Below are 14,556 nucleotides of genomic sequence, written 5' to 3'. Positions count from 1 at the left end.
CTTAAAAAAGAATTAAACAAAACCAACTTCCAAATGGTTTTTTCGCTCTATAATTTTTCACTGATTATCAAATAATTAGATCTAAATCATAAAACTATTTTTGAATAATGACAAAGTCGGAACGTCTATTTAACAAATGTTCATTTTCACTGCATTTCACTCCGTTTTTACATTTATTAATCAATCGGCTTTCCCCATAACCAATTGCGCTTTCAATTCGGGACGCATCAATATCCTGTGAAACAATATAATCTCTTGTTGACTTCGCTCTATTATCTGAAAGTTTCAGATTGTAAGAATCTTTTCCACGGGAATCCGTATGTGACTCTATTTTTATTCTGATGTTTGGAAATTTTTTCATGATAAAAACCACTTTTGTTAACTCTTCTATTGCAAGAGGTGTAATATCGTATTTATCGTAATCAAAGTAAATTGGGTTAACATCAACTTTTTCAACCCCTTTTTTCTTGACTACCAAGTCATCGTAATTACTCAATTCGAAGTTAACATCTTTAATTTCGCCTTCATTTTCATTGGTAGTTTCAACGGTTTTCTCATCACTACTGTAATTTGGTTTCGCAGCAATCATTTTGACAACCTTTCCACACGGAACTACTAACGCATATTTACCTTCATAGTTCGTTTTTGTTTCACCAAGAACATCACTATAGGAATTATATCCCATAATCGTTACATCAGCAAGAGGTAATTTTGTTTTACGATCTGTTGCCATACCAGAAATAGTCTGATTACAAACAGGTTTTCCTTTAGTGAAAAAATAAATATCATCATCACCTTTCCCTCCTTCTCTGTTCGAAGAAACATATCCATAGTTATCGGCGCTATCAATTATAAAAGAAAAATCATCTTTGTTGCTATTTATTGGAGCTCCTAAATTTACAGGATCTGAGAATGTTCCGTCAGCTAATAATTTACTTTCGTAAACATCTAAATCTCCATAACCATAATGCCCATCAGAAGAAAAATAAAGATTTCCATTGTGAAAAAATGGGAAAAGATCATTTCCGATAGTGTTGATTTTTGGTCCCAGATTTACTGGAGAACTCATTGTTCCATCAGCTGCGATTTTCACATAATATAAATCGGTTTCACCTATACCATCAGGCATATCTGAAGCAAAGAAAAGCCATTTTCCATCTTCACTTAAGGAAGGATGCCCAACGGAATAATCATTACTATCAAAGAAAACCTTTTGCGGATTTTCTAATTTATTATTGACAATATCACCTTTAACGATTTGAAAGTTATTCGTTTTGGTCTCATCGATAATTAATTTGTTCTTTTTAACGATGTTTGTCGAATAATAAATTGTTTTACCGGCAGCATCAAAAGAGGCAGTTGCTTCGTGATATTTGGTCATTACATTTGGAAGGAATACTGTTTCGTTAAATAAACTTCCATCTGCAGGATTTCTTTCGGCAACATACAAATTTAAAAAAGGCTGATTGTTCCAGGTGTACAACTTTTCGCTGAACTTTGTAGTATCTCTTGCTGAAGTAAACACAATTCTCTCTTGAAAAAAAGTAGCTCCAAAATCAGATTTACTCGTATTAATATCAAGATTTCTAACTGTGTACAGCGATTTTGCTTTAGACAAACTGTCTGTTTTCGCCTTTTGAGCAACATAGCGATTAATTTCTTTTTGATCTCCTTTTTTCGTCAGATATTCTTTTGTCATTTTATCTGCTTCATCATAATCCATTACACCTTTTAGTGACTGGATATAGCGCAGATAGTAAATATCAGTTAAATTATTGCCTTGCACTTCATATAGTTTTTTGTACCATTTTAAGGCATTTCTGGCATCAGAAATAAAATAATACGAATCGGCAGCGTTTTTTAACGTTTGAGCTGTTGGGCTTTTGATATTCTGTAAAATTTCTTCGTATGCTTTTGAAGCATCAACGTAAGCATAATTTCTAAACAGAGCATCAGCCTTTTTTAAATTAGTCTGAGCAAAACTCAATGTAAAACTCAGAACTAAACTTAGGATATATAATTTTTTCATAGGTTGTACTTTTAGAAGAATCGAGGAGATTTAATTTTACTTTCGCCTTTGTTAAACTGATAACGCAAGATGATTTCGTGCGAGCCATCGTTGTATTTATTCAGATCGCTAACGGTGTAATCGAAAGCGTATCCGATATAAAAACTTTTAGATATTTGAAAACCTGCAAGGATGCTTATCGAATCATCTGTTCTGTAAGACCCTCCTATTACAAACTTCTCGGCAATCATAAAATTCGCGGAAATATCAGCAGTAATTGGAGCTCCGGTTACTGCTTTTACTAAAAATGCGGGTTTGAATTTTAAATTTGGATTCAAATCAAAAACATAACCTCCCATCAAATAATAATGCAAACGGTCGTAGTCAATCGATTCCTGCACATCATCGTAATAAGTACTTTGAATAAAACTCGGAACTGAAAGCCCTAAATACCATTTATCAGTATAATAATAAATCCCCGCTCCAACGGCTAATTTTGCCTGATTATCAATGTTTTGATTTAACAAAACATCATTTGGATCGTAATATCTCCCTTTTGACCAATCCACATTTAACATTCTCATACCTGCTTTTAGACCAAAGGCTAATCTTTTTTCATATCCCAAAGGAATTGAATAAGAAAAGTTTCCATCAAGATACAGTTCATTTGAAGGACCAATTTTGTCATTGACAACACTAAGTCCCAAACCCACGTTCTCATTACGAAGTGGCGAATGAATAGAAAACGATTGTGTTTCTGGCGCTCCATCAATTCCTATCCATTGAGAGCGATATAAAAGTGCTGCTTCTAAATTGCCGGTAGACCCAGCATAAGCTGGATTTACCGCCATAGTGTTGTACATATATTGCGTGTACTCCGGATCTTGTTGTGCACTGACACACACCGTGATAAAAGAACATATTAGGATTAAATATGTTTCTAATGATTTTATATATAGTTTCATAACGATACTTATTTAGTTTAATTAATTAGATGATTAATACAGTTTGCTTATCTCATTATAGATAACCATCCTTTTTTAACCGTTCCTTCTCCAATGTCTATCACATAAAAATAAGTACCTGTTGGCAACATATCTCCTCTATTAATAACCCCAGATACATTGGCAGTTCCGTTCCAATCATTTTCATAATGTTGTTTGCTGTAAACTAATGATCCATATCTGTTATAAACTTTTAACTCATTATTTGGATATGATTCTATACAGTCAATTCTGAAAAGATCATTTGCTCCGTCATTGTTTGGAGTAAACTCATTATAAACTGTCAAACAAATTGGATCAACAGAAACTGAAGCTGAATTGTTTGCTGCATTAACATCTAAAGGAGTTGAAATTTCAACAGTTGCAACGCTTAGGTAATCACCACCTGATAATACTTCTGCAACAATAGTAAGTGTAACACTTTGGCCAGCATTTAAAGTTGGAATTGTCCAAAGTGAAGTTACCGGATCATAGGTTCCAGCAGTTGTATTGGTACTTACCAAATCATAACCGCTCGGTAGTAAATCACTGACTACTGTATTTATAAAATTACCTTGTCCAACATTATTAACCGTTACCGTAAATGTTATCTGTTCTCCAAAATTTGGAGTCGGATTACTCACTGTGTTGGTAATTGTTAAATCGGAACAAGTAGCAACCGTAACATTCAATGACTTAGTTACAGTTTCGTCACAATTGTTTATGTAAGTAACTGTAACTTTACCTGGTCCAATATCAGACCATGAAATAGTCGCAGAACCATCAGCGGTTCCTCCGCCAGAAGTAATTGTTCCGTTTGTAACTGACCAAACATAGTTTGATTTTCCGTTTGCGATCGAATAAGTAACTCCCTGGAAAACACATGGTGTATCGTCGGTAGTTGCAAGTTGAACCAAAGCATCGTTTTCGAAATTAATTGTTACTCCTAATCTTGTAGCACTTTCGCAGCCATTTGTAGTATTGTTAAGAGCACCTGCATAATAAGTTCCAGCTGTAAGCTGCGTATTTGCTGCTAACGGGATTCCACCAGTTGCTGAAGAATACCATACTACATTTGTTTCATTTACCAATATACTTGCAAGAGTTGGTAATTTTGACAAGCAGAATGTTTGTGTTGTTCTTGGTGTTGTTATAACACCCGGAGTATTCACATTCACTAAAACTGCCAATCTTACTGGGTTCTCACAACCAATTGCACTTGAAACAGCTCCATAATAAGTTCCCGTAACCAAAGCTGTTGTTGCTGGTAATGCTGTTCCGCCTGTTGCTGTGTTATACCAAACTACATTTGTTTGATTAACCTGAATATTAGCAACTGTTGGTGCATTTAACGAACAGAAGTTTTGAGTTGCATTATTTGTAGTTGGAGTTGCAGCAGGATTGTTTATGTTCACTGTTACTTGCAAACGAACAGTACTTTCACAACCTGTTACAGGATCTTTAATGGCTCCGTAATAAATTCCGTTTGTTAAGGCTGTTGTTGATGCAAGCGCTATTCCTCCAGTTAAAGTGCTATACCAAACTACATTTGCCTCATTTACCTGAATATTTGCAACCGTTGGTGCGCTAGTAATACAGAAACTTTGAGAAGCATTTGTTGTTGTAGGTGTTGCCGGATTAGTTAAGTTAATAGTAACTTGTAATCTGATTGCACTTTCACAATTTGTTACCGGATCTAAAATAGCTCCGTAATAAATACCATTTGCTAAAGCTGTTGTTACCGGAATTGCTGTTCCTCCTGCTTGAGTGCTAAACCAAATTACATTTGCTTCATTCACTTGGATATTAGCAATTGTTGGCGCATTAATTAAACAGAAATCTTGTGTATTATCTGTCGTAGTTGGCGTTCCCGGATCAGTTACATTGATTGTAACTTGTAAGCGAACTGAGCTTTCACAACCTGTTACAGGATCTTTTATAGCTCCATAATAAACTCCGGTTGTTAAAGCAGTTGTTGCAGCTAATGCAGTTCCACCTGTTTGAGTGCTGTACCAAACTACATTTGCTTCATTAACCTGAATATTGGCAACTGTTCGCGCATTTACCAAACAGAAATCTTGTGTATTATCTGATGTCGTTGGTGTTAATGGATCACTGATAATAATTGTTACCTGCAATCTTGTAGTGCTTTCACAACCTGTTACAGGGTCTTTTATAGCTCCATAATAAATACCATTTACTAAAGCTGTAGTTATTGGAATTACTGTTCCCAATGTTTGAGTGTTGTACCAAACTACATTTGCTTCATTCACCTGAATATTAGCAACTGTTGGCGCATTTACCAAACAGAAATCTTGTGTATTATCTGATGTTGTTGGTGTTCCAGGATCAGTTACGCTAATCGCAATGGCAAGTCTAACATTACTCTCACAAGTAGTTGTCGGATCTTTTATTGCAGCATAATAGGTTCCGGTAGTAAGTGCTGTTGTGGCGGCAATCAAGTTTCCACCAGTTAATGCATCGTACCAAACAATATTTGTAGCTGGACTTACGTCGATAGTTGCAAAAGTTGGCGCATTTACCAAACAGAATTCCTGAGCGGTATCTGTAATTACTGGTGTGCCAGGATCAGTTACACTAATCGCAATGGCCAATCTAACATTACTCTCGCAAGTAGTTGTCGGATCTTTTATCGCGGCATAATAGGTTCCGGTAGTAAGTGCTGTTGTGGATGGAATCAAGTTCCCTCCTGTCAAGGCATCATACCAAACGATATTGGCAGCAACTGCTGGACTCACATTGATACTTGCAAAAGTTGGTGCATTTACCAAACAGAATTCCTGAGCAGTATCTGTAATCACTGGCGTGCCAGGATCAGTTACGCTAATCGCAATGGCTAATCTAACATTACTCTCACAAGTAGTTGTCGGATCTTTTATTGCAGCATAATAGGTTCCGGTAGTAAGTGCTGTTGTGGAGGCAATCAAGTTCCCTCCTGTCAAGGCATCATACCAAACGATATTGGCAGCAACCGCTGGACTTACATTAATAGTTGCAAAAGTTGGTGCGTTTACCAAACAGAATTCCTGAGCTGTATCTGTAATTACTGGCGTGCCAGGATCAGTTACACTAATCGCAATTGCAAGTCTAACATTACTCTCGCAAGTAGTTGTCGGATCTTTTATCGCTGCATAATAGGTTCCAGTTGTAAGTGCTGTTGTGGATGGAATCAAGTTTCCTCCTGTCAAGGCATCATACCAAACAATATTTGTAGCTGGACTTACGTTGATAGTTGCAAAAGTTGGTGCATTTACCAAACAAAATTCCTGTGCTGTATCTGTAATTACTGGCGTGCCAGGATCAGTTACGCTGATTGCAATTGCTAACCTAACATTACTCTCGCAAGTAGTTGTCGGATCTTTTATCGCTGCATAATAGGTTCCTGTTGTAAGCGCTGTAGTTGATGGAATCAAGTTTCCTCCTGTCAAAGCATCATACCAAACAATATTGGCAGCAACCGCTGGACTTACGTTGATAGTTGCAAAAGTTGGCGCGTTTACCAAACAGAATTCCTGTGCTGTATCTGTAATTACTGGTGTTCCAGGATCAGTTACACTAATCGCAATTGCAAGTCTAACATTACTCTCACAAGTAGTTGTCGGATCTTTTATCGCAGCATAATAAGTGCCCGTAGTAAGTGCTGTAGTTGATGGAATCAAATTCCCACCTGTCAAGGCATCGTACCAAACAATATTGGCAGCAACCGCTGGACTCACGTTAATAGTTGCAAAAGTTGGCGAGTTTACCAAACAGAATTCCTGTGCTGTATCTGTAATTACTGGCGTGCCAGGATCAGTTACACTGATTGCAATGGCTAACCTAACATTACTCTCGCAAGTAGTTGTCGGATCTTTTATCGCGGCATAATAGGTTCCAGTTGTAAGTGCTGTTGTGGATGGAATCAAGTTTCCTCCTGTCAAGGCATCATACCAAACAATATTCGCCACAACCGCTGGACTTACGTTGATAGTTGCAAAAGTTGGCGCGTTTATTAAACAGAATTCCTGAGCAGTATCTGTAATTACTGGCGTGCCAGGATCAGTTACACTAATCGCAATTGCAAGTCTAACATTACTCTCGCAAGTAGTTGTCGGATCTTTTATCGCTGCATAATAGGTTCCTGTTGTAAGCGCTGTAGTTGATGGAATCAAGTTTCCTCCTGTCAAAGCATCATACCAAACAATATTGGCAGCAACCGCTGGACTCACGTTGATAGTTGCAAAAGTTGGCGCGTTTACCAAACAGAATTCCTGTGCTGTATCTGTAATTACTGGTGTTCCAGGATCAGTTACACTAATCGCAATGGCTAATCTAACATTACTCTCACAAGTAGTTGTCGGATCTTTTATCGCAGCATAATAAGTGCCCGTAGTAAGTGCTGTTGTGGATGGAATTAAGTTTCCTCCTGTCAAGGCATCATACCACACAATATTGGCAGCAACCGCTGGACTCACGTTAATAGTTGCAAAAGTTGGCGAGTTTACCAAACAGAATTCCTGTGCAGTATCTGTAATTATTGGTGTTCCAGGATCAGTTACACTAATCGCAATTGCAAGTCTAACATTACTCTCGCAAGTAGTTGTCGGATCTTTTATCGCTGCATAATAGGTTCCTGTTGTAAGTGCTGTTGTGGATGGAATTAAATTTCCACCAGTTAATGCATCGTACCAAACAATATTGGCAGCAACCGCTGGACTTACGTTGATAGTTGCAAAAGTTGGCGCATTTACCAAACAGAATTCCTGAGCAGTATCTGTAATTACTGGTGTTCCAGGATCAGTTACACTAATCGCAATTGCAAGTCTAACATTACTCTCGCAAGTAGTTGTCGGATCTTTTATCGCAGCATAATAGGTTCCGGTAGTAAGTGCTGTTGTGGATGGAATCAAGTTCCCTCCTGTCAAGGCATCATACCAAACGATATTGGCAGCAACCGCTGGACTTACATTAATAGTTGCAAAAGTTGGTGCGTTTACCAAACAGAATTCCTGAGCAGTATCTGTAATTACTGGTGTTCCAGGATCAGTTACGCTAATTGCAATGGCTAATCTAACATTACTCTCACAAGTAGTTGTCGGATCTTTTATCGCGGCATAATAGGTTCCGGTAGTAAGTGCTGTTGTGGAGGCAATCAAGTTTCCTCCGGTCAAAGCATCGTACCAGACGATATTGGCAGCAACCGCTGGACTTACATTGATACTTGCAAAAGTTGGCGCGTTTACCAAACAGAATTCCTGAGCAGTATCTGTAATTACGGGTGTACCTGGATCAGTTACGCTGATCGCAATGGCTAGTCTTACTGCGCTTTCACAATTTGTAATTGGATCTTTTATCGCGGCATAATAAGTACCGGTAGTAAGTGTTGTTGTAGAGGCAATCAAGTTTCCTCCGGTCAAAGCATCGTACCAGACGATATTGGCAGCAACCGCTGGACTCACATTGATACTTGCAAAAGTTGGCGCATTTACCAAACAGAATTCCTGAGCTGTATCTGTAATTACTGGCGTGCCAGGATCAGTTATAATTACTGTAGCAGTTTGAAGTGTTCCTGCAATATTTTCACAAGTTGTATCACTTGAAACCCCAACATAATATGAAATAGGGCTCATTGCAAGTGTTATCCCTGTTGCTGTTAACACTCCTAGAGGACTAATTGTATAAGTTACCCCACCAATAGTCGATCCACTTGCAATAGGCTGTGTTTTATTAGCATCCAGATACCAATAGAATATTGTATTTGTTAATAAACTCGCTGTTGGTGTTAAGATTACAGGTAAGTCATGACAAATAGATACGTCAGAAACTGAAAGATCGTTTTGATCTGAAGGTCTTAATATTGTGAATGTAATTTGTTTTCTATCTGCTTCTGCAGTTTCACAATAATTATCTCCACTAACACCTACAAAATAAGTATAGGTTCCCGGAATCAAACCATTCACAATTAATTGATTGGTAATTTCACCTGCAATTAATTGACTGGTTGTTCCATTAAAACTATACCAGTGATAAACAGGGTTCGTTATAGCAGGAGTTCCGGTTAAAACTGTCGCTAAACTAACAGTGCCTGTTGGTGCACAAATTGTAGTTGCTGTACCTCCATTTAAAGTAATATTAGCTAAAGCATTAACAGGGCTTGAAGGTCTTACTTCAATAGTTACTTCTCCTCTTGCAAATGATTCACAACCGTAACGTACTGGCTGTACATAATATTTATAGATTCCTGCTGGTAATGTAGTCGGAACTGTATAAGTAACACCACTTGCTACGACTGCTCCTCCTGTAGGCGCATCGTACCAAAGATATGTTGAGCAGGCCTCCTCTGGTATTTGAAGCGTAACATTTGTTCCTGGACAAACTGTAACTTTGTTATCAGGATCTCCACCTATAACCGAGGTATTTGCTACTCGTTCAATAGTATGAACTCTTAAAAACTCTAATACGCCTGCAACTCCTCCAAAACGAATTCTAACGCGGTCATATGATTCTGTTGGCGAAGATACCAGAGCTACTGCCATGGTATTTCCTGGCAATAATCTTAAACTCAATAATGTACTTGTATTTTGAATTGGTGCTCCAACAGCAACGTTACCCAAATAACGTTGAATAGTGAAACCAGTAAGTAAATTAACATCTAAAAGTACAGCTGGTTTCGAAATCACAATTCTTAAAGTATCACTTACAATAGACGGGGTTTTGAAATCTACCATTAAATCTGCTGCTGCAAGTGCACCTACGCCACTGTACATTGTTGCGAAAGTCGTTACATCATTATCAGCAATATTCCATGCATCACTTACTCCTACTGTTGCGGTTAGTGCTCCTACAGGAAGTCCTAAATCTGTAGCTCCATAAAATATATCCTGAATATCACCAGGTGTACAAGCTACAGTTGCAACTGATCTCTCATAATAAGCATCAAACACTTTGGTATTTTGTGCCACACTTACAAGTGATGCTGACTGAATTCTGATTCCATCATAATCTTGTGGTCCTGCAGCATTTGCCGGAACAAAAGTGAATTCATATGTATTATCTCCTGATAATAAATTTAATAATGATCCTGAAACAGATTGCATAGTTCCAATATCAACACCGGCCTTGGTACCAATTACTGATAAATTTTGAGCTAAAGCTACACCACTGTATTCAGATCCTAACTTAATAGTTACCGGAGTTCCTTTTACAATATTTGCCGGCCATGTTAAATTTTGCCAGGTTGTACCAATTCCTAAAAGTCCAATACCAGTTGCAATAGTTGAATAGGTTTGTGGATTTCCATCAATCGCGTTGGCTGCATTAATTACACCGCCTGTTATAATTGAACCAGATGATTGGCCATTAGCATAAACGCGTTCAGTTAAGGATTGACAATCATTAGGATTTCTAACATTTATAGAAAGAGTTCCTGTTCTGGAACAAGTTCCCAAAGTAGCTACTACTGTATACGTATAGATACCAGGGGTATTAAGTGCCCCGGTAGTAAATGATGGTGAGCCTGTAAGTGCATTTCCCTGAGGGTCATACCATGCTATAGTACCATTTGATGTCGCATTTAATGTTACATCAGTTCCAACTGCCACTGATTGTGCAGGATCTACAGTCAAAGTTGGTAATTGATTAATAGTCACATTTATGGTCGCTATTGCTGATGGACAATTCGATCCTGTAGCCTGGGCCTGAACCGAATAAACACCACTAGTTGTTATATTTGCGGCAGCTTCTGCCGTAATTACCACATTTGACGGATTAAAGAAAGTATATGTATTTACAGCAGTATCAAAACCTGTAATAGCATCTGCTAAATTAGCACTTCCACAACCTACTAAAGGTGTACCTATTACTACTAAAGGTGTAACTGTTGGAAAATTAACTATTACTTCTTTTAATGTTCCGTTTACGTTTTCACACGTACCTTCGTTAAGTACCGAAACATAATAAGTATAAGGAGCATTCAAAGCATTTAGTCCGCTAATAGTTAGTGCTCCTGTTGTACCGTCTTTAACATAAGTTACTCCAGCTATAGTTCCTGTAGTAATTTCTTGTGTTTTATTTTGATCTGTATAATATTTAAAAGTAGCCCCTGATAAAGCAGAGGTTGGAGTCAATACAATGCCTCCGGCACAAGAAGCTGTCAAAGGACTAGTAATTGTAATATCCGTAGCTGTTGGAATAGATAATACATTAATAGTAACTGGCTGACGAACACTATTAACACAAGTTCCTCCTCGTGTTGCCTCTAAATAATAAGTTGTAGTTGCAGTTAATGGAAGAGTTGGACTAACAGCTACTAAGCTTCCCCCGGTTGGAGCATCATACCATGTAAATGTTTCTGTTCCTGTTGAAGATGCGGCTAATGTTGCAGTTTGTCCTGAACAAATCGGTGCGGCTGCTCCGGTTATTGTTGCATTTGGAAATCTGTAAGAAGCTCCGTAAATATTTAAAGTCGTCAATAAAGTAGCAAGTCCTCCGCCTATACGAATTTCAAGTTTATCAAATGCCGCTGTCGCAGTAAAACTAGCTTTAAATTTATTTCCTGATAATAACTGTAAGCTTAACAAATTATTAGTTAACAAAAATCTGTCATTATTATAAGTTACTCCATTATAGGTTGCTAAACTAATTCCTCCTCCCAATAATGAAACATCGGCAAGTCCTCCAGGTAATTCTAATTCAATATCTATAATATCTCCAGCCTGACCCGGAGTAGGAAAAGTTAACTGCTGTTGTATATATGCACCAGCTGCTGCAATAGGAGTAAAAAGGGTTGCAGCTGTATTTATATTTCCATCAACAGAATTACCAGGATTGGTAGAAGTACATAACAAACATAACAAACCATCAGTAGATGTTGTTTGAAAATTTGGTTGTAAACAATTACTAATTGCATTAATTACTGTTACATTAATTACAGCTCTTGAACTACTCACACAATTTGATAGTAAATCTCTTGCCTCAACATAAAAAGTTTTATTTGCAGTTAACACCGGTGCAGGTACATAAGTACTACTGCCAGTAGCTTGCAAAACAGTTCCTCCAGTTGGAGCATCATACCATGTATATGCAAATCCAGGATTACTTGTAACTGCCAGCATCACACTCTGACCTGACTGAATAATTACATTAGAAGATACAGGAACAGGCGCTGCAGGTCGTGGATTTACATTTACAGTTACCGGTGTACGCGACGTACTAAGACAACTTCCAATGACAGCCTCAACATGATAAGTTGTAGAAGCAGTTAGTGTTGGTGTCGAAAAAGAGGTACCTGTAAATACTAAGTTTCCACCTGAAGCAGCGTCATACCAATTATAGGTGGTACCTACAACTGGTGACTGTATCGTTATCGTTGTTGCATCTCCATTACATATATTTAAAGGAGAAGCGACAACAGATGCTGGCGCTACTGGATTATTGACGGTAACTAGGACTGGATTTCTTTCGCTATTCACACAACCATTACGAGTAACTTCTACATAATAAGTTGTATTAGCAGTCAGCGCAGGAGTTGTATAAGCTGCTGTACTAACTAATAAATTTCCTCCTGTTAATGCATCATACCATTTTATAGTTTCTCCTAAAGAGGTATCAGCCGTTAGTGTTGTTGTAAGTCCTCCACAAATAGTTGTGTTACCTGTTATAGTAGGTGCTTTATATCTGTAAGTTGCCTGAAAAATATCTACAGTTGTCAAAAGTGTCGCTAGACCTCCTAATCGTATTTCGACACGATCAAAATTGGCTCCTGCAACTACACTCGCTCTAAAACGATTACCCGATAATAATTGTAAAGTTATTAGTGGATTATTAACCGATACTCTATCATTATTATAAGTTGCTCCATTATAAGTCGCCAAACTAACGGCACTTAATAATTGAACATCTGCAAGTCCACCTGGTAATGCTAATTCTACATCAACAATATCGCCTGCTTTACCAGGATTATTAAATTGTAAAGTCTGTTGAACCCATCCATTTAGTAAGCCAACAGGAATGGTTAAACTTGCTGCTGTTGCAGGGTTTCCGTCAACAGAATTATTAGGGTTTGTACTGCTACATAATAAGCATAAACCATTTTGAGCTGTTTGTTGACTGCCTGCTTCTAAACAACCTCCTAAAGCAGATGGTATAACTGTTACTGTGACAGGAGCTCTCGTTGCACTTACACAGCTTCCTGCTGCACTCTGAGCTTCAACATAATAAGTTTTTGTAGCTGTTAAAATCGGAGTTGTATAAATGCCTGTATTTGTAGCAAGTGCGGTTCCTCCGATTGCAACATCATACCAGTTTAATGTAACTCCTGCCTGAGAAGTTTCGGCATTTAATATAGCATTTTGTCCTGATTGAATAGTAACACTTTGCGTTAAAACCGTTGGTACAGCTGGAACAGCGTTCGAAGTTACATCAACCTGAGTTCGTGTAGGGCTTAAACAGCTTCCTATAGCAGCCTCAACATAAAAACTAGTTGTTCCTAATGGCACTGTTGGAGAATAAGTTGTTCCTGAAGCTAAAAGTGTACCCCCTGCTCCTTGATTATACCAATTGTAAGTAGTTCCCGGAATTGGGTTAATTAAGGATAAATTTGTTTGTTGTGTCGCACCACTTGAGCATACTACAGTTCCCGAAGAGCTAACCGCAGGTGCAACAGGGTTTGAAACATTAACAACAACTGGTACACGATCATTACCCTCGCATCCTGCTGCTCGTTCTACGCCTATATAATATGTAGTTCCTGCAGTTAAGTTTGGAGTAGAATAAGAATTTCCTGTTGCTAAAGCTGTTGTAGCACTAGTTGAACTATACCAGGCTAAAGACGTTCCTGCCACTGGCGTAGCTGTTAATGTCGCTGATGCTCCTGAGCAAATTGTTTGGTTTAAACCTCCCGTAACGGTTGGTTTTGCAAAATCTAAACGAACATCATAAATTCTTAAGTTTACAAGGAGACTCAAAAGACCACCAACCTGAATTTGAACTTGATTAGCATCACCCGGCACAGTGTATCTGACTTCTCCGATGGCATTGCCTGAAAGCAAATTTAGATTCAAAAGCGGGCTATTTAGTGCCACTCTTGGACCTACATCTGTTCCTGAAAGTTTAGTTTGAATAGAGACATTGGACAACAATCCAACATTCAACAAACCATTTCCTGTACCTAAATACAGTACAATTTGATCTCCAGCTTTAACAGTCTGGTTAAGTGTCATGGTCTCCTGGACGACACAAAGTAATCCGACTGCATTTTGGAGCGTCGCGAAAGTAGTTAAGCCCGGATCATTGTCGAAGGCTCTTGTCGGATTATCTACGTCTAAACCTAAACATAATAAACCTGATTGACTATTTGTTTGAGATATTGGTCTACAAACAGTCTGAGAATAGGCATTACTACATAAAAGGAATAAAAATAATAGCCCGAATAATCTCTTCTGATAGGAGAGATTACAAAAAGTAAAATTTTTTTTCATAATTTGGAAGATTAGAAAATGGACAATAAAATACCTGTTGCGATAAGCACATATGCTTAGGCAATTTTAAAAAACGTTAATAATCAGT

3 protein-coding genes are annotated in these 14,556 nt (G+C 37.9%); all 3 read right to left on the bottom strand.

All coding sequences use genetic code 11. The features are described 5' to 3' along the window. Positions 1-94: 94 nt before the first annotated feature. Genes AC6CH4_RS05265 through AC6CH4_RS05255 form a run of 3 tightly spaced genes read right to left on the bottom strand, consistent with a single transcriptional unit; the run spans position 95 to position 14,468 of the window. Complete coding sequence (locus AC6CH4_RS05265) at positions 95-2,029, bottom strand: OmpA family protein (RefSeq protein ID WP_498100821.1); 1,935 nt, start codon at positions 2,027-2,029, stop codon at positions 95-97. Between the two features lie 11 nt (positions 2,030-2,040). Next, positions 2,041-2,973: a PorP/SprF family type IX secretion system membrane protein gene (locus AC6CH4_RS05260; RefSeq protein WP_498100819.1), complete on the bottom strand. Its 933-nt coding sequence runs from the start codon at positions 2,971-2,973 to the stop codon at positions 2,041-2,043. Positions 2,974-3,020: 47 nt separating this feature from the next. Then, complete coding sequence (locus tag AC6CH4_RS05255; protein ID WP_498100817.1) at positions 3,021-14,468, bottom strand: Ig-like domain-containing protein; 11,448 nt, start codon at positions 14,466-14,468, stop codon at positions 3,021-3,023. Positions 14,469-14,556 lie beyond the last annotated feature (88 nt).

Source organism: Flavobacterium sp. GQ95 (assembly GCF_059758655.1).
The sequence above is the reverse complement of the archived record's forward strand: the minus strand, read 5'-3'. Positions and strand labels throughout refer to the sequence as shown.

Coding starts and splice junctions, on each gene's coding strand:
- AC6CH4_RS05265 (WP_498100821.1), bottom strand. CDS start 2,029: ATGAAAAAATTATATATCCTAAGTTTAGTTCTGAGTTTTACATTGAGT.
- AC6CH4_RS05260 (WP_498100819.1), bottom strand. CDS start 2,973: ATGAAACTATATATAAAATCATTAGAAACATATTTAATCCTAATATGT.
- AC6CH4_RS05255 (WP_498100817.1), bottom strand. CDS start 14,468: ATGAAAAAAAATTTTACTTTTTGTAATCTCTCCTATCAGAAGAGATTA.